A 16331-nucleotide genomic window follows, 5' to 3' on the forward strand; every position below is an offset into this window, starting at 1 on the left:
CGAGGCCTACCGTCTGCGCAGGAGCCGCCCCAGCCGTGCCCGCCACGTGGTGCGGGGCTCGACCGGGCGCGACGGCTCCGGTCCGTAGGGCGGCCGTGGGGGCGCCGCCGGCATGCCGGTACTCGGCGCGGGCGCGGCCGGCAGCGGAGGCAGCACATCGGGGGCCTGTGGACTGCGGGGCGCGAACGTCACGGGCAGCGCCGTCAGATGCCGCGACCAGGTCGAGGAGCGCCAGGTGAGCTCCTCCTCGGGCACGGCCAGGCCGATGTCGGGAAGCCGGGTGAGCAGGATGTCGATGCCGGCGTCGGCGATGACACGGCCGATGTCCTGGCCGGGGCACTCGTGCGCGCCGGCGCTGAAGGACAGGTGCGCGCGGTTGTGGTGCACGCGGGTCGAGGGGTCCCGGCGGACCCCCTGGTCGACGTTCCCGGCGGCCAGGCCCAGCAGGAGCATGTCTCCCGCCTTGATCTCCTGTCCTCCGAGGGAGGTGTCACCGGTGGCCCAGCGACCCGGACACACCATCAGCGGAGGCTCGTCCCACAGCACTTGCTCCACCGCTTCCGGCAGGGTCATCTGCCCGCCCGCCAGCGATCCGCGGAACCGCGGGTCGGTGACCACCATGCGCAGCACGTTGGACATGAGGTTGGCGGTCGTCTCGTAGCCCGCGAGCAGGATCAGGCGCAGGTGGTGCTGCACCTCCTCGTCCGTGAGGCCGGCCGGGTGGGCCATCAGCACGGACGCGATGTCGTGTCCGGGCAGGACGCGCTTGGCGGCGACGAGCTGCTCGAGGGTCTCCAGCACGTAGGCGTTGCTCGCGAGCGACGTCTCGGTGCCCTTGAAGAGGTCCCGGGCGGCGTGCACGAGCTTGGGGCCGTACTCGTCCGGCATGCCGAGCAGGTGGGTGAGCACGAGCATGGGCAGGTGCTCGGTGAACTGACCGACCAGCTCCGCGCTGCCCCGTTCGCAGAACTCGTCGACCAGCTGGTGCGCGAAGCGGGTGATGCGGCGGCGGATTCCGCGTTGGTCGAACTGGTCGAGGCCGGCGGTGACCGCGCCGCGCAGGCGCTGGTGCTCCTCGCCGTCCGCACAGACGCAGTCGGGCCGCCAGCCGATCATCGGCACCAGCGGCGAGGTGGTGGCGTCGATCTCGCCGCTCCTCCAGCCGTGCCAGATGCGGGGATCGCGGGAGAACTGGGTGGCGCGGCTGGCCACGTCGCGGTTTTCGAGGTACCCCAGGACGAGCCAGGCCCGTACGTCCCCGTCGAGCAGGACGGGGGCCACCGGGCCGTGGACGGCCCGCAACTCCTCGTACAGGCCCATGGGGTCGGTCTCGGCGGCGGCACCCCAGAGCCGGGTCGCCGCGTCGAGTCCCGTGGCGTTGTGGGCCGGGCAGCCCGGGGGCGGGCTGAGCCCCGGTTCCGTGGTGGCGCGGTCGGCGGGTGGGAGGGTCATACGGACTCCTGAGCGGCGGCGAGGGTGCACAGGTAGCCCATCAGCGAGAGCAGCGCGTCGCGGCTGGACGACCGGTCGCGTGCGTCACAGGTGATGATGGGCACCGATTCGTTGAGCGCCAGAGCGGTGCGCAGGGCTGGCATCGGGTGCTGCGGCGCCTCGGGGAAGGCGTTGACGGCCACGACGAAGGGGACGCGGCGGTCTTCCAGCCGGGTGATGATCTCGAAACAGACTTCGAGCCTCCGGGTGTCGACGAGGACCACGGCACCGAGCGCGCCTTCGAAGATGCCGTTCCAAAGGAACCAGAAGCGCTCCTGTCCCGGTGTGCCGAAGAGATAGAGGATCAGCTCCTCGTTGATGCTGATGCGGCCGAAGTCCAGGGCGACGGTCGTGGTGTTTTTGCCTTCCGCGCCGGGATTGTGGTCGATCCCGACGCCGGCCTGGGTCATGGTCTCCTCGGTGGTCAGGGGCGGGATCTCGCTCACCGCCCCGACCATGGTCGTCTTGCCCACGCCGAAGCCGCCGACGACCACGACCTTGACGCCCCTGGCGCCGTGCGGCAGCAGCACGTCCGAGCGGCGGGGGCCGGTGGCGGGTGCGTCAGAGCCTGCGTAATCCATGGATCACCGCCTCCAGAAGGCCGAGTTCGGGGACCGCCGCAACGGGAACGGGAGCGGTGGCCTCGACCCGCTCGTGGTCCACGAGCTTGGAGAGCAGCACCGTGATGACGCTGAACGGCAGGCTGAGGTACGCGGAGATCTCGGCCACCGACAGCGGGTACTGGCACATGGCGAGAATGGCCGCCTGTTCGGGCTGCATACCGGGTTCGGGTGCGGACCTCGATGCGATGAGGGTGACCAGGTTGAAGGCTTTGGCCGAGGAACCCGGGCCACCCGAGATGACGTAGAGCGGCACGGGACTTCCTTCGTCCCATGCGTCCTGGTTCCGTGACGTCACATCGCCTGCCCGATGTCGTCACGAGGCGGGCTGGTCATGTGCTGGCCGATCCGGAACACGAGCGTGCGCATGCGGTCGCCCAGCAACCCCGCGTCCACTTCCGCGTCCGCCAGCACCGAGAGGTAGGCCCCGGGTCCGGCCGCCATGAGGGAGAAGTATCCGCCGTCGACCTCGATCCCGACCATGTGGGTCGAGCCGTTTCCGTGCGGGAACTTCTGGGCGATGGCCTTCGCCAGGCTTTGGAGACCCGAGCAGGCGGCGGCGATCGCGTCGGCGGTGTCGGGCTCCGTGTTCGCTTGACCGATGCACAGGCCGTCCGACGACAGCACGACCACGTGTCGCACGTACGGGACGCCGGACGCGAGCTCCTTGAGCATCCAGTCCATGTTGGGCAGTGGCGGCACGGTTACTCACCCTCGTCTAATGACTCGCTGGTTGGGTTGGAAGGGCCCATGACCGGTCTCTTCTCGCCGTTGAACGCCTCCCACATCAGACCCGGCTGCCGGGGTGCGCCGGCCGTTCCCGGGGTGGCGGCCGGAGCGGCGGGGGGATGGGGGGCCGTGCGGACGACCGGTGTCGGGACGGGCGACTCGCGTCGCCGCTGCGGCAGTCCGCCGACGGCCTGTCCGGCCTCGGCGGAATCCGCTGCGGCCACACGCGCCACCGGCGGCCGGGGCGCGGTCGGTGCGCCCGTGGGCCTCGGCGTGAACTGCTGGATCTTCCGGGCGGCAGGCTGGACCGTGGTGATCAGCCGCCGGGGAACGAGGACGACGGCCCGCACTCCTCCGTAGGCGGAGGTGCGCAGGTCGACGTCGAGGCCGTTCTCACGGGCCAGCCTGCTGACGACGGGCAGGCCGAGCTGCGTCGCCTCGCCCAGGTCGGCCAGGCCGATGCCCGACGATGCCCGGGCCATGACGCGGTCGATGCGCTGGCGGACCTCCTCGGTGAGCCCGACCCCGCGGTCCTCGATCTCGATCGCGATGCCGGAGGGCACCTCGTGCGCGGTCACCTCGACCGGGGCGTGCGGCGGCGAGAAGGTCGTGGCGTTGTCGAGCAACTCGGCGAGCAGGTGGATCAGCGGCTCGGCTCCCTGGCCGATCACCGCCACCTCCGTCACCGACTGCAGCTTCACGCGGGGGTAGTCGACGATGCGTGACATGGCTCCGCGCACGACGTCGTAGAGCGGGATCGGCTTCGACCACTGGCGCCCGGGCCGGGCGTCACCGAGTACGGCGATGCTGGCCGCGAGGCGTCCGATCAGGGCGTTGCGGTGGTCGATGTCCTGCAGGCCGTGGGAGACCACCACATCCGTACCGTGGAGGATCTGCATGTCGCGCAGGTCCTTGGCGAGTTGGTGCACGATCGCCTGTACCCGCCGCGCGATCGCCACCAGCGCCCGCTGCGACGAGTCCCGGGTGCGTTCCTCGGCGTCCACGGCTTCCAGGAGCGTCCGCAGCGCCGCCCGGAGCGCTTCGGCGAACTCGCCGTCGAGATGGTCCCCGAACGGGACGGACTGCAGGATCTCCGAAGCGGTCTCGCCCTTGTGCAGGCGGGCGACGGCCGCGGGGAGGAGCTCTTCGGCGAGCCATACGGTGGTGGCCCGCTGGTCGGACAGGCGCGCGAGCAGAGCGGTCTCGCGTTGGGCGTAGTACCGCTGTACCTCGGCATTCGCCCGCGCGGAGCGGGCCGCCTCCGCCGAGCGCGCCCGGCGTGCCGTATCAGCCGAGGTGACGGCCGTCAGGACGACCGCGCCGAGGCCGCACCAGGCAACCGGCGTGCGTATCTCTGCGGAAACGCAGATCAGTGCCACGACGCAGGCCCCGGCCAGGACGCCAGTGGGGATTAGCCATGCCGGAGCCACTGCACGTGACAGCGCTCTGGGGGTTGAACCTGCACGAGCCATCGAAGGGTCCCTAAAACTTCTGGAATTGGTCGGTTGGGCGTGATGCGGTGTGCCGACAGGAACAATCGGATCTTTGCCCGGCCGAGCAAAGATGTTCCAATGAGTGCGCCCGACGGGTCGGTTCGAGATCGCATCGGTGGTCACGCCTCTCTGTGGCCAGGCTTCATCGCTTCATCTGCGCGCAATGCGACGTTCGGCGCGCGGTGATCGCAGCGCAACACGCGGGGCGAGCATAGTCAGTTCGGGTACGCCAGGTGGCCTTGACCGGTACGGAAATCTTCGTTGATCAAATTGGGCTCATAGTCGATCGATCACCGTCATGACGCACGCTGAAAATGCATGGAATCGACCGCATCCCTCGGCCGGGCAACGCGTCGGCGTGAGTCCAGAAGGTTGGGGGAGAGCTGACCGATCCTGTGAACGGTTGTAGGCTGCGGCGACCGCCCTTGACCTGCGCGAAGCAGGCAGGGAGCAGACATATCGGGAGTATTCGCATGCTTCGTACCATGTTCAAGTCCAAGATCCACCGGGCCACCGTCACCCAGGCCGACCTGCACTACGTCGGTTCCGTGACCATCGACGCCGACCTGCTCGACGCCGCCGACCTGCTGCCGGGGGAGCTCGTCCACATCGTGGACATCACCAACGGCGCGCGGCTCGAGACGTACGTCATCGAGGGGGAGCGGGGGTCCGGGGTCATCGGGATCAACGGGGCCGCCGCGCACCTCGTGCACCCCGGGGACCTGGTCATCCTCATCAGCTACGCGCAGGTCGAGGACGCCGAGGCGCGGGCGCTCAAGCCGCGGGTCGTGCACGTCGACGGGGACAACAGGATCATCGAGCTGGGGGCGGACCCGTCCGCTCCCGTGCCCGGTACGGACCAGGAGCGCAGCCCCCACGCGGTGGCGGCTGTCTGAGGGGAGTCGGGGACCATGGCGCCCGTGCCGCCGGCCGGGCTGACCCTGCTCCACACCTCGCCGGTGCACGTGCCCGTCTTCGACGGCTTGCGGGACGAGCGCCATCCGGGGGCCGTGCTGCGGCACCTCGTGGTGCCGCAGCTGCTCGACCGGGCGCGGGAGGCCGGCCCCGCAGCCGTGGCGGCACAGATGCGCGAGGTGCTGGAGGGAGTCCGCGGGCCCGTGCTCGTCACCTGTTCGACGGTGGGCGCGGTCGCGGAGTCGCTGGGGCCCCGGCTCGGCGTGCCCGTGCTGCGGGTGGACCGGCCCATGGCGGCCGAGGCCGTACGGAGAGGGCCCCGCATCGTGGTGCTGGCCGCGCTCGCGTCGACGGTCGGGCCCACCCTGGAACTGCTGGCCGAGGAGGCCCGCGGGCGGGACGTCAGCGTCCGGAGCGAGGTCGTCGAAGGGGCCTGGGAGCGGTTCGAGGCCGGGGACCGGCGCGGGTACCTGGAGGCGGTGGCCCGGGCCGCGGACGCGGTCGGGGGCGCCGACGTGATCGTTTTGGCCCAGGCCTCCATGGCCGGGGCCGCCCACCTCGTACGGACCGGCCTGCCCGTGCTGTCCAGCCCCGCCCCGGGCCTGGCGGCCGCGCTGCTCGGGGGGCGTACGGGCTGAGATCGGGGGAAGGTGGGGATTATGGTGCGAAACGCAGAACAGACGCAGCCTCCGGTCCCCGAGCCGGACCCCGTCCCCTCGCCGGAGCCGCCGCTGCCGGGCCCCGCGCCGGTGCCGCGGCCGGTGCCGCCCGTACCGCCACCGTTCCCCGAGCCGGACCCCGTCCCCCCGCCGCCGGGTCCCGCGCCGATCCCCCAGCCGGGTCCGCTGAGCTGACGTCAACTCCGGTTTTCGAACGGCCTGTTGTGGCCCTTGTCAGGACATCTGGGCGCCGTTAGGTTGTGCGGTTCCTGATGTCTTCCAGGGGGGCTCCCATGGGTGTACGGGGCCGGCACCGCCGGTATCAGCCGAGCAGCATCAACCGGGCCTCGCTCGTCGTCACCGCAGGTGGAGCCGGTATCGCGCTCCCCCTCATCGGCGCCGGGGACGCCCAGGCCGCCTCCGTGGACGCCTGGAGCAAGGTCGCCGCCTGCGAGTCGACCGGCAACTGGCAGACCAACACCGGGAACGGGTATTACGGCGGGCTCCAGTTCAGCCAGAGCACCTGGCGCGCATTCGGCGGCACCGCCTACGCCCCGCGCGCCGACCTGGCCACCAAGGACCAGCAGATCGCCGTCGCGGAGAAGGTCCTCAGGGGGCAGGGGCCCGACGCCTGGCCCGCCTGCGGACCCCAGGCCGGTCTCAGCCGGAGCGCCGCCGCACCGGCCGGCGACGCCAAGCCGTCCGCGAAGCCCTCCGCGCAGCCTTCCACACCCTCCGCGAAGCCGCAGACGCAGGCCCCCATGGACCGGATCCAGCCGACCAAGGCCACCACCGGCACCCCCGTCAGCATGCCCACCCCGACCGGGACCACCGTCCTGCCGAACCCGTACGTCGTCGCACCCGGGGACTCGCTGTCCTCGATCGCCGGCCGGCAGCACGTCGAAGGCGGTTGGCAGGCCCTGTACGAGACCAACCGGGACACCGTCGGCGGCAACCCGAACCTGATCTTCCCCGGGCAGCGGCTCACCCTCCGCGTCACCGTCGCGCCACCCGCGCAGAACCCGGAGAAGCCGCCGCGCACCGCCGAGCCGGTCAAGCCCGTCGAGCCGAACAAGCAGCAGCAGGACGAGGCCAAGCCCGAGGCGAAGCCCAAGCCCGAGCAGTCCAAGCCCGCGCCCGAACAGTCCAAGCCCGCCGAGAAGCCCAAGCCCGAGCAGGCCGCCAAGCCCGCCGAGAAGCCCAAGCCGGCCGAGAAGCCCGGCTCAGCGGAGCAGAAGCCCGCCTCGGGCGGGTTCACCGCCCCCGTCGACGCCGGCCTCGGCACCGCCTACCACGTCGCCGGCTCCTCCTGGTCGAGCGGCTACCACACGGGCGTCGACTTCCCGGTGGCGACCGGTACCGGCATCAAGGCCGTCGGACCCGGCACCGTCGAGTCGGCCGGCTGGGCCGGGGCCTACGGCTACCAGGTCGTCATCAAGCACGCCGACGGCCGCTACTCCCAGTACGCCCACCTCTCGGCGCTCGGGGTCAAGGCCGGCCAGCAGGTCTCCGGAGGGCAGCGCATCGGCCGCTCCGGCTCGACCGGCAACACCTCCGGGCCCCACCTGCACTTCGAGATGCGCACCGGGCCCGGATACGGCTCCGACATCGACCCGCTGAGGTACCTCCGCGGCAAGGGGGTCGACATCTGACCCCCGCACGTGCGCAGGCACGGCCGTGAGCAGGACCAGGCCGGCCGCCGCCACGGCGCCGCTGGCCAGCGCCGCCGCCGCCCCGGCGGTCCCGTACCGGAAGCCCTCGTCGAACAGGGAGATGCCCACGGCGGCCGCCACCACCGGGTTCACCACCGTCACCGTGGCCAGCGGCGCCGTCAGCCCCGCCCCCCGGTAGGCGGCCTGGGACAGCAGCAGGCCGCCCGCCGCCAGTACGGCGATCGCCGCCAGGTCCGGCCACAGCCCGCCCGGCCCGCCCGGCGTGGGCCGGGTGACGCTCTCGGCCACCGACTTCGTGAACACCGAGGCCATCCCGAAGGCCGTACCGGCCGCCGCCGCGAGCAGCACGCTGCGCAGTACCGGCCGCCGCATCCGCCCCGCCGCCAGCACGAGCACCGCCGCCCCCACCGCCGTCGCGGTCAGCAGCAGGCCCCGCTCGCCGCCCGCCAGCGCCTGGCGCCCCCGGCCCTCTCCGCCCGTCAGGGCCAGCAGGCCGGCCAGGCCGACCGTGGCCAGCACCGCCCCCCGCCAGGCCGCCGCGCCCGCCCGGCGCCGGACGAGCACGGCCGCCATCGGGAGCGCGAAGACGATGGTCAGCGCCCCGAGCGGCTGGACCAGGCTCAGCGGTCCGTAGGCCAGCGCCACCACGTGCAGCAGCGCGCCCAGGCCGTTCAGCGCGACCGCGGCCCACCAGCCGGGGCGGCGCAGCGGGGCCAGCGCGCGGCGGTCCGGGGAGCTCACCGCGACGCGTTCCTGGACGATCGCGCCGCCCGCGTAGGCGACGGCCGACACCAGGCAGAGCAGAACCGACAGGGCCAGGGCACTCATGGATCCACCATGCCCCACCCCGGCCGCCGGTACATCCGTCCGCGGACCCCTTGATCGCGGGCCGAGTCATCCTCCTGGCATACACCAGAGGGAGTAGGCGCAAGCGGCACCCGCGGGGACGAACGCCCTTGATCCCCTCCATACCGTGACAGGCCGCTCGCGGTCGGTGAGGGTCACGCGAACGGGTTTGGTCCCGGGCGTGTCGGCTCCGTACAGTTTCCGTTTTGGGGACTTCCGCAGCAGGCGGACGCGGACGAGCGAGCAAGGAACGGCAGCGGCCATGACGGTGACCGATACCGAAGACAACCAGGCATACGGGCCGGGCATCGACCCCGAGCGCCTCGCCGTCTGCCTCAGCGTGCTCGACGAGCTCGACACGATCGACGTCGACCACCCGGACGCCATCACCGTACGCCGCGCCACCGCCGGCATCTACCGGACGGTAAAGCAGCGCCGCCGCCAGGAGCGCCGCGCCGCCAAGACCGCCAACGACAAGGCCGTCACCGAGGCGACCGCCACCGGCTCCGCCCAGCGCATCGACGACGAGACCGAGGGCATCCTGCCCTCCTCGGTCACCGAGGCCGGCCGGATCGCCGGGATACTCCAGCGCCCGCGCTCCTGCTACGTCTGCAAGACGCGGTACGTCGAGGTCGACTACTTCTACCACCAGCTCTGCCCGGACTGCGCCGCCGTGAACCGCGCCAAGCGCGAGGCGAGCGCCGACCTCTCCGGCAAGCGCGCCCTGCTCACCGGCGGCCGGGCCAAGATCGGCATGTACATCGCGCTGCGGCTGCTGCGCGACGGGGCCCACACGACGATCACCACCCGCTTCCCCAAGGACGCCATCCGCCGCTTCAAGGCGATGGAGGACTCGGCGGACTGGATGCACCGCCTGGAGGTCGTCGGCATCGACCTGCGCGACCCGGCCCAGTCCGTGGCGCTCGCCGAGCAGGTCGCGGCGGCCGGTCCGCTGGACATCCTGATCAACAACGCGACGCAGACCGTGCGCCGCCTGCCCACCGCCTACGCCGCGCTGGTCGAGGGCGAGAGCGCCCCGCTTCCGGCCGGCGAGCTGCCCGCCCACCACGTCATCGGCGCCTTCAACTCCGGCGCGGTCGACGGCCTGGCGGCGCTGCCCGTCGGGGTGAGCGGCCTGGAGGCGCAGAAGGTCGCCGACCTCGCCCTCGTCGCGGGCAACGCCAGCCTGGAGCGGCACCTCGCCGGGACCGCCATCGACGCGGGCGGCCTGCTGCCGGACGTCGTCGACAGCAACACCTGGGTGCAGACCATCGACCAGATCTCCCCGGTGGAGCTGCTCGAGACCCAGCTGTGCAACTACACCTCCCCGTTCATCCTGATCAGCGCGCTGCGGCCGTCGATGGCCGAGGCCGCCCGCAAGGCGTCCAGCGGTCGTGCGTACGTGGTGAACGTCTCGGCGATGGAGGGCGTGTTCAGCCGCGGCTACAAGGGCGCGGGGCACCCGAACACCAACGCCGCCAAGGCCGCGATGAACATGGTGACGCGGACCAGCGGCCAGGAGATGTTCGAGGCCGACCGCATCCTGATGACCTCGGTCGACACCGGATGGATCACCGACGAGCGCCCGCACTTCGACAAGCTGCGGCTGGCCGAGGAGGGCTTCCACGCGCCCCTCGACCTGGTCGACGGCGCGGCCCGGGTCTACGACCCCGTCGTCCGCGGCGAGGCCGGCGAGGACCTCTACGGGATCTTCCTCAAGGACTACTCGCCCGCCAACTGGTAGCGGCGCCCGCGGGCCGGCCCCGTCCCCCCGTCCGAGGGGGACGGGGCCGGCCCGTCATCCTTTCGGGTCAACCCCGGCGTCAGATTCGGAAGGCTCCGGCCGCGACGAGTTCGAGCACCGGGCGCCAGTCCTCCACGACCCCGGCGTCCAGCCCTGTGCCCCGCCCCGCCCGGGCGGCCTGGTGCAGGGCCTCCTCGTCCGTACCGGAGCCGGCCGCGCTGCCCTCCAGCAGCCTGGCCACGCGCGGGCCCAGCAGCCCGCGGACCGCCTCGGCCGCCCCGTTCCCCGGGGCGTGCGCCGGCCCTCCCAGGCCCTGGACCAGCCCGGCGACCTGGAGCTCCTTGTCGTAGGGGTGCGAGCGGCGCAGCAGGGCCGCGGTCCGCAGCCCGAGGTCCCGGTCGGGCGTGTCGGGGCCGCCGTGACGGGCGTGCAGCAGCTCCATCAGCTCGTCGACACTGCCGATCGCGGGCACCCCTGACCAGGCCATCGCCGTTCCCTCCGTCGTCCGCGCACGCACGCCGCCGCCACCGCCGAGCAGATCACCACCGGCGGACACGCCGGAGTGCGACTTCCTGAACTCGCGGCAAAAACAAGCGGTCCAGCGTGGATTTTACCGTTCCATCGAGCGGGCCCCCGCTCATATGTGTACCCTGAAGCGCAAGGAACCCCACCCGGGCTCCGCTCCACCAAGGCGCCACCGCGTCCGGAAGACCTTTTAATTTCCCTATCCGGCATGCGGTCGAGCCTGCCGGGTTACGCGACACAAGGGAGTGCGCGGTGACTGAGACGACCAAGCCCAACCCGACCATGGAGCTGACGGGCCGGGCGAACACCCGGTCCGACGAACTCGGCAGCCTCGAAGTCTGGGCCCGGTCCGCCCCCATCAGGCTGGCCGGCTACGAGGACGACCTCGCGGAGCCGCACATCCTGCCCGGCATCGACTAGGGTCCGCACCCGCCGGGGCCGGATCCGCCAGAGCCACCGGCCCCCGGCGCGCCCCACGCCCCACGCCCCCGCACCCCACGGTGACGGGGGCGCGGCACGACCGGCCGGACCCCGCCCCGGGTTCCCGATCCCCCTACGCCCTGAGCGTCATCGCTGCCGGCGATCACGGCTTCCGCCGCCCCGCCCGCCCGGGCAGGCTGACCGGCATGAAGAAGCTGCTGATGCTGGGCGGGACCGAATTCGTCGGCCGCGCGATCACCGAGGACGCCCTGGAGCGGGGCTGGGAGGTCACCGTCTTCCACCGGGGCCGCCACGCCCCGCCGCCCGGCGTCCGCGCGGTGCACGGCGACCGCACCGCGCCCGGGGGCCTGGCCGCCCTCGCCGAAGGCACCTGGGACCTCGTCGCCGACACCTGGAGCGGCGCCCCCACCGCCGTGCGCGACGCCGCCCGCCTGCTCGCCGGCCGCGCCGGCCACTACGCGTACGTCTCCAGCCGCTCCGTGTACGCCTACCCGGCACCCGCCGGCCAGGCCGAGGACGGCCCGCTGGTCGGGGGCTCGCCCGACGCCGACGCCACCGCCTACGCCGAGGACAAGCGCGGCGGCGAACTCGCGGCGCTCGCCGCCTTCGGCGACCGCGCCCTGCTGGTGCGCGCCGGCCTGGTCCTCGGCCCGTACGAGAACGTCGGCCGGCTGCCCTGGTGGCTGGACCGGACCGCGCGCGGCGGGCCCACCCTCGCCCCCGGCCCGCGCGACCTGCCGATGCAGTACGTCGACGTGCGCGACCTCGCGCACTGGACCCTGGACGCCGCGGAGGCCGGGCTCGGCGGCCCGTACGACGTGGCCTCCGCTCCCGGGCACACCACCTTCGGAGCCTTCCTCGAGGCCTGCGCGGCCGCCACGGGGGGCACCGCCGAGCTCCGCTGGACCGACCCGGAGCGCATCGCCGGGGCCGGCGTGGAGCCCTGGACCGAGCTGCCGTGCTGGCTGCCGCCGGGCGAACTGCACGACCACATGTTCCGCGGCGACGTCTCCAAGGCCTTCGCCGCCGGCCTGGAGTGCCGTCCGGTCGAGGAGACCGTCGCCGACACCTGGGCCTGGCTCCGGTCGATCGGCGGCACGGCCCCGCTGCGCCCCGACCGCTCTTCCAAGGGCCTCGACCCCGAGCGGGAGGCGGCGCTACTCGGGCTCGGCCGATGAGGCCCGCGCGAGGTGGGTCGGCGGCATGAACTCCCGTACCGGCCTGCGGTGCCACCAGGCGCCGGTCTCGCGCAGCTCCCGCCAGGTGGTGAACCGGTAGCGGTACAGCCTGGCCCGCACGAAACGCGGCGGGGCGTCCGGGAACGGGTTGTGGCGCAGCAGCCGCAGCGTGTCCCGGTCGCCCGCCAGCAGGCGCTCGACGAAGGGTCCGAACCAGTCCCGGGCGTAGCCGGGGGAGAGCGCCGCGAACCACATGAGCCAGTCGAGCCGCAGGTGGTAGGGGGCGAACTGGCGGGGGATCCGCCGCAGGTCGCCCGGCTTCCCCTTGAACCCGTACTCCCGCCAGTCGCCGTCCTCCCTGGGGGTGCGGTCCGAGGTGCCCTCGACCACGACCTCGTCGCGGATCCGGCCGACCGTGCCGAAGGCCCCGTAGGTGTTGACCAGGTGCAGGGAGTCGAAGGAGCGGTTCATCACCTGGCGCCGCGAGACCATGTTGAGCACCGGGTGCCGGCTCAGCACCAGCACCAGCACGGTCAGCGCGCACACCAGGACCACGTACCAGACGGGCGCCCCGCGCGAGGCGCCGGCGGGCGGCGGACCGGCGAGCCCCGTGAAGTCGACGGCCGACAGGGCCAGCGTGATCGTCAGCCAGTTCAGCCAGGCGAAGTTCCCCGAGAGCACCAGCCACAGCTGGGTGGCCACCATGATCCAGGCCGCGTACGAGGCCACCGGCTGCGGGGTGAACAGCAGCACCGGAACGGCCAGTTGCGTGACGTGGTTCGCCGCGCACTCCACCCGGTGCAGCGGTTTCGGCAGGTGGTGGAAGAACCAGCTCAGCGGCCCCGGCATCGGCTGGGTCTCGTGGTGGTAGTAGAGGCAGGTCAGCCGCCGCCAGCAGGCGTCCCCGCGCATCTTGATCAGTCCGGCGCCGAACTCCACCCGGAACAGCACCCACCGCAGCAGCCACAGCACCAGCACCGGCGGCCCGGTCCGCGCGTTGCCCAGGAAGACGGCGAGGAACCCCACCTCCAGCAGCAGCGACTCCCAGCCGAACGAGTACCAGGTCTGGCCCACGTTGACGATGGACAGGTAGAGCAGCCACAGCACCGCCCACATCCCCATCGCCGCGCCCAGCGGCACCAGGTCCCCGACCCCGGCGACGAGCGCCGCCGACAGGGCGGCGCCGGTCCAGGCGCAGCCGGCGAAGAGCCCGTCGGAGTACCGCAGTTGGAACAGGCTCGGGGCGTCCCGGAAGCGCACGTACCGGACGTGGCGCGGGACGGGCAGCATGCCGTGCGCGCCGATCAGGGCCCGGAACTGGAGGGCGGCCCCGAGGAAGGCGAAGAGGTAGACGCCGACGAGGGCCCGCTGGAAGACCAGCCGGCCCAGCCAGTAACCGGGCGCCGTGAACCAGTCCATCGACTCCAGTATCAGACGGCGGCGGCCAGCGCGCGCAGGCGGCGGCCGAGGCGGTGGACGAAGGCCCGCTGGAGGACCGGCAGCAGCGGTCCCGCGAGGCGCGCGTACCAGGCGGCGGGGCGGCTGAAGGCCGTCACCTCGAACCACACGGTGCCGTCGGCGGCCAGTTCCACCAGGAAGGACTCCTCCCCGCTCGCGGGGTGCCCGGTGAGGGTTCCGTAGGTGAATCCGGCCAGGTCGGGGGTGTCCGAGGTGCGGAGCACCTCGCACGGGACGCTGATCCGCAGGGGGCCGGGTCCGAGGCCGATCTCCACCCGCGCCCCGGGGGCGGCCGGTCCGTCCGCCCGGACGCTCGCCCCGGCGGCGCGATGCATGCGGAAGCAGCGGACCGCGGCGCCGGCGGCCTCGAACACCTCCCGGCCGTGTCCGATACGGGTGCGGTGGTGCAGGTGGCGGTACCCGTCGGGCAGCGGCCGCCGGAGGCTGGCGCCGTGTTCGGGGTAGCTGAGGACGCGTCGGCCGGTGCTGATGAGGCGGCTCACGGGGTCTCCGTTCGGGTGGCTGCGGTCGGGGGTCGGGGGTCGGGGGCGGGGTCCGGGTCAGGTGAGGGCCGGGGCCGGCCGGGGGGCCGGGGCCGGGCCGGCGCCGAGCCGCCGCCAGGCCAGCAGCGAGCACAGGGCGAAGCCGAGCGCGTTGCCGAGGCCGTGGGTGGCGGCCATCCAGGTCAGGGTCGGGTGGGGGATCCCGGTGGCCTCCCCGGCGGCCCACCACAGGGCGAGCAGCATGGTGGCCACCAGGACGACCGCCGACGCCGCCAGCATCGCGCCGGTCGGCCGGTCGCGGGCGGCGGGCCGCAGCTCGCGGTAGGTCACCAGCGCCACCGTCCACATGCCCCCGGTCAGCACGACGGCGCCCAGCAGTTCGGCCCAGTCGTCCACGAAGTACCCGGCCAGCACGAGCAGGGTCCCCGCCGGCACGCTGTACGCCGCCCAGCGCGCCCGGTGGCCGGTGGCCGCCGACCGGCACACCAGGCCGGCGACGAGGGCGGCCGTGAACCCGGCGAAGTGGAAGTGCGGGACGGTCAGGGCCAGGACGTCGAGGTCGAAGCCGAAGAGCCGGTACCCGGCCCGCTCGGCGACCAGGGCGGTCGCGGCGACCGAGGGTGAGGCCAGGGCGGTCAGCACCGCCACCTCGGACGGGTCGGGGAGGCGGCCGCCCCCGGACCGGCGGAGGTGGCGGAGCAGCCTGGCCCCCGCCGCGCCCAGCAGGGCCAGGGCGGCGGCCGCGTACAGGGCGGCGAGCACGGTGGCGGTGCCTCCGCGCGGCAGCCACGGCGACAGGGCGCCCGGGGCTGCCGCCCACGGCCACAGCCGGGCCGCCGTGCCCAGCCCGGCCGGGTCGATCAGGCGCAGGCCGGCGGGGACGGCGTAGAGCATCCCCAGGGCGACGATCAGGTTCACGAGCACGGTCACGTGCCACTCCTTTGAACGTGTTCAAGTGCGGCCACGTCACTCTAGGCGTTTTCTTGAACGTGTTCAATGCGTGCGCGGCGCGCATCTGCCGGAACTCCGGTTGCGGCCCCGGGGAGGATGCGGCAGACAAGAGGGAGCAACCGGGGCGAAAAGGGAGAGCCAGCGTGAACGACGTGAACGACGTGCCCGCACCGACACCCCGTCAGGCGCCGCGCCGTCATGTACCGGCCGGAGCCGCCGTCTTGGCGCTCCTCGGCCTGATCGCCGCGGGCTGCGGGGCCCAGGAGCCCGAGCCGACCAAGGGCGCGGCGGCCGAGAGCATGGAACTCACCCTCCAGCCGGTGGGCGCCGCCGGACCCGACCCCTTCACCGCCTCCACCTCGACGGCCGAATCGGCACCCGTACAGCCGCCGCTGCCGAACCCGAGCGGCCAGGGCATCCGCACGGTCGGCGCCGCCACCCCCGGCCTGTACGGCGGCACGAACCGGCTCGGCAGCTGCGACGTCGAGCGCCAGGCGGCCTACCTGACCTCCGACGACGCCAAGGCCCGCGCCTTCGCCCAGGCCACCGGCGTCGAGCAGGAGAAGATCCCCGAATTCCTGCGGGGCCTGACCCCCGTGGTGCTGCGCGCCGACACCCGGATGACCGGCCACGGCTTCCGCGACGGCCGCGCCGACACCTACCAGGCCGTCCTCCAGGCCGGAACGGCCGTCCTCGTCGACGACCACGGCATGCCGAGGGTCCGCTGCGGCTGCGGGAACCCGCTCGGCGCGCCCCGCTCCGCCAAGGGGAACCCGGTGCTCAAGGGGGACCAGTGGAACGGCTACCGGCCCAACCAGGTCATCGTCATCGAGCCCACCATCCAGCCGATCAAGAAGCTGGTCATCGTCAACGTGGCCGACAACACCTGGATCGAACGGAAGGCCGGTGACGACGGCGCCCAGGACAAGGCGCCCAAGGTGGTGCCCCCCTACGACCCGGCCGACGGCATCCCCAACGCGCCCGCGACCCCGCCGGACGACCCCTCCGACCCCTGCGCCCCCGCGGACCCGCACGGCCCGGCCCGCGCCGTCCCGCCCGCGGCCCCCTCCGGTCCGCTCGCGGAGCAGCCCCCGGCCGCCGGTGG

At 73.2% G+C, this 16331-nt stretch carries 16 protein-coding genes and 1 pseudogene; 7 read left to right on the plus strand and 10 right to left on the minus strand.

The genetic code is table 11. From position 1 onward, the window contains the following. Positions 1–6: 6 nt before the first annotated feature. Genes ACIRBY_RS00360 through ACIRBY_RS00380 form a run of 5 tightly spaced genes read right to left on the minus strand, consistent with a single transcriptional unit; the run spans position 7 to position 4219 of the window. Positions 7–1452, minus strand: a complete 1446-nt coding sequence (locus ACIRBY_RS00360) for a cytochrome P450 (RefSeq protein WP_403893846.1) — start codon at positions 1450–1452, stop codon at positions 7–9. After that, on the minus strand, positions 1449–2072 hold the full coding sequence (locus tag ACIRBY_RS00365) for a GTP-binding protein (RefSeq protein WP_403893848.1): 624 nt from the start codon (positions 2070–2072) through the stop codon (positions 1449–1451). The genes ACIRBY_RS00360 and ACIRBY_RS00365 overlap by 4 nt, the downstream gene beginning before the upstream one ends. Then, the gene (locus tag ACIRBY_RS00370) at positions 2053–2367 is read right to left on the minus strand and encodes a DUF742 domain-containing protein (RefSeq protein ID WP_403893850.1); all 315 of its coding nucleotides are present in this window, start codon (positions 2365–2367) and stop codon (positions 2053–2055) included. Before ACIRBY_RS00370 ends, ACIRBY_RS00365 begins: the two co-directional genes overlap by 20 nt. A gap of 38 nt (positions 2368–2405) precedes the next feature. Then, the gene (locus ACIRBY_RS00375) at positions 2406–2795 is read right to left on the minus strand and encodes a roadblock/LC7 domain-containing protein (RefSeq protein WP_403895199.1); all 390 of its coding nucleotides are present in this window, start codon (positions 2793–2795) and stop codon (positions 2406–2408) included. A 20-nt stretch (positions 2796–2815) separates the two neighbouring features. Next, entirely contained in the window at positions 2816–4219 is a 1404-nt protein-coding gene (locus tag ACIRBY_RS00380; protein WP_403893852.1) for a sensor histidine kinase, read from the minus strand. A gap of 587 nt (positions 4220–4806) precedes the next feature. On the opposite strand from ACIRBY_RS00380, the gene panD reads away from it, so the two are divergent. From panD to ACIRBY_RS00395, 3 genes are all read left to right on the plus strand, one after another. After that, positions 4807–5229, plus strand: a complete 423-nt coding sequence (panD, locus tag ACIRBY_RS00385) for an aspartate 1-decarboxylase (RefSeq protein WP_403893854.1) — start codon at positions 4807–4809, stop codon at positions 5227–5229. 15 nt (positions 5230–5244) lie between these two features. Then, positions 5245–5886, plus strand: coding sequence for an aspartate/glutamate racemase family protein (locus ACIRBY_RS00390; protein WP_403893856.1), 642 nt, complete (start codon positions 5245–5247; stop codon positions 5884–5886). A gap of 314 nt (positions 5887–6200) precedes the next feature. After that, entirely contained in the window at positions 6201–7559 is a 1359-nt protein-coding gene (locus ACIRBY_RS00395; RefSeq protein ID WP_403893858.1) for a transglycosylase family protein, read from the plus strand. A gap of 102 nt (positions 7560–7661) precedes the next feature. Here the strand turns inward: ACIRBY_RS00395 and ACIRBY_RS00400 are convergent. Continuing rightward, positions 7662–8408: pseudogene (locus ACIRBY_RS00400) on the minus strand (DMT family transporter); the annotation flags it as partial. Between the two features lie 280 nt (positions 8409–8688). Here ACIRBY_RS00400 and ACIRBY_RS00405 point away from each other — a divergent pair. After that, a complete protein-coding gene (locus ACIRBY_RS00405) occupies positions 8689–10170 on the plus strand; it encodes an SDR family NAD(P)-dependent oxidoreductase (protein ID WP_403893860.1) in 1482 nt (493 codons plus the stop codon). Between the two features lie 79 nt (positions 10171–10249). Here ACIRBY_RS00405 and ACIRBY_RS00410 read toward each other — a convergent pair whose 3' ends face one another. Next, entirely contained in the window at positions 10250–10657 is a 408-nt protein-coding gene (locus tag ACIRBY_RS00410) for a hypothetical protein (protein WP_403893862.1), read from the minus strand. Positions 10658–10947: 290 nt separating this feature from the next. Between ACIRBY_RS00410 and ACIRBY_RS00415 the strand changes: the two genes are divergently transcribed. Further along, a complete protein-coding gene (locus ACIRBY_RS00415; RefSeq protein WP_366449298.1) occupies positions 10948–11115 on the plus strand; it encodes a hypothetical protein in 168 nt (55 codons plus the stop codon). Positions 11116–11321: 206 nt separating this feature from the next. Further along, positions 11322–12314, plus strand: coding sequence for an NAD-dependent epimerase/dehydratase family protein (locus tag ACIRBY_RS00420; RefSeq protein ID WP_403893864.1), 993 nt, complete (start codon positions 11322–11324; stop codon positions 12312–12314). Here ACIRBY_RS00420 and ACIRBY_RS00425 read toward each other — a convergent pair. Genes ACIRBY_RS00425 through ACIRBY_RS00435 form a run of 3 tightly spaced genes read right to left on the minus strand, consistent with a single transcriptional unit; the run spans position 12294 to position 15205 of the window. Further along, positions 12294–13733 carry a lipase maturation factor family protein gene (locus ACIRBY_RS00425; RefSeq protein WP_403893866.1) on the minus strand — a complete coding sequence of 480 codons (1440 nt, stop codon included), beginning with the start codon at positions 13731–13733 and terminating at the stop codon, positions 12294–12296. The two genes, ACIRBY_RS00420 and ACIRBY_RS00425, sit on opposite strands and share 21 nt — an antisense overlap. 11 nt (positions 13734–13744) lie before the next feature. Next, the gene (locus ACIRBY_RS00430) at positions 13745–14275 is read right to left on the minus strand and encodes a DUF1990 family protein (RefSeq protein WP_403893868.1); all 531 of its coding nucleotides are present in this window, start codon (positions 14273–14275) and stop codon (positions 13745–13747) included. A 57-nt stretch (positions 14276–14332) separates the two neighbouring features. Then, on the minus strand, positions 14333–15205 hold the full coding sequence (locus ACIRBY_RS00435; RefSeq protein ID WP_403893870.1) for a YndJ family protein: 873 nt from the start codon (positions 15203–15205) through the stop codon (positions 14333–14335). A gap of 164 nt (positions 15206–15369) precedes the next feature. Between ACIRBY_RS00435 and ACIRBY_RS00440 the strand changes: the two genes are divergently transcribed. Continuing rightward, on the plus strand, positions 15370–16331 hold a 962-nt coding region (locus ACIRBY_RS00440), incomplete at its 3' end, for a DUF6777 domain-containing protein (protein WP_403893872.1).

It is taken from the genome of Streptomyces sp. NPDC096136, from assembly GCF_044763325.1.
Taxonomy (GTDB): domain Bacteria; phylum Actinomycetota; class Actinomycetes; order Streptomycetales; family Streptomycetaceae; genus Streptomyces.

Excerpts from the sequence above, each read along its gene's own strand:
- ACIRBY_RS00410 (WP_403893862.1), bottom strand. The coding sequence starts at position 10,657 with ATGGCCTGGTCAGGGGTGCCCGCGATCGGCAGTGTCGACGAGCTGATG.
- ACIRBY_RS00375 (WP_403895199.1), bottom strand. The coding sequence starts at position 2,795 with ATGGACTGGATGCTCAAGGAGCTCGCGTCCGGCGTCCCGTACGTGCGA.
- ACIRBY_RS00360 (WP_403893846.1), bottom strand. The coding sequence starts at position 1,452 with ATGACCCTCCCACCCGCCGACCGCGCCACCACGGAACCGGGGCTCAGC.
- ACIRBY_RS00405 (WP_403893860.1), top strand. The coding sequence starts at position 8,689 with ATGACGGTGACCGATACCGAAGACAACCAGGCATACGGGCCGGGCATC.
- ACIRBY_RS00390 (WP_403893856.1), top strand. The coding sequence starts at position 5,245 with ATGGCGCCCGTGCCGCCGGCCGGGCTGACCCTGCTCCACACCTCGCCG.
- panD (WP_403893854.1), top strand. The coding sequence starts at position 4,807 with ATGCTTCGTACCATGTTCAAGTCCAAGATCCACCGGGCCACCGTCACC.
- ACIRBY_RS00395 (WP_403893858.1), top strand. The coding sequence starts at position 6,201 with ATGGGTGTACGGGGCCGGCACCGCCGGTATCAGCCGAGCAGCATCAAC.
- ACIRBY_RS00365 (WP_403893848.1), bottom strand. The coding sequence starts at position 2,072 with ATGGATTACGCAGGCTCTGACGCACCCGCCACCGGCCCCCGCCGCTCG.
- ACIRBY_RS00420 (WP_403893864.1), top strand. The coding sequence starts at position 11,322 with ATGAAGAAGCTGCTGATGCTGGGCGGGACCGAATTCGTCGGCCGCGCG.
- ACIRBY_RS00425 (WP_403893866.1), bottom strand. The coding sequence starts at position 13,733 with ATGGACTGGTTCACGGCGCCCGGTTACTGGCTGGGCCGGCTGGTCTTC.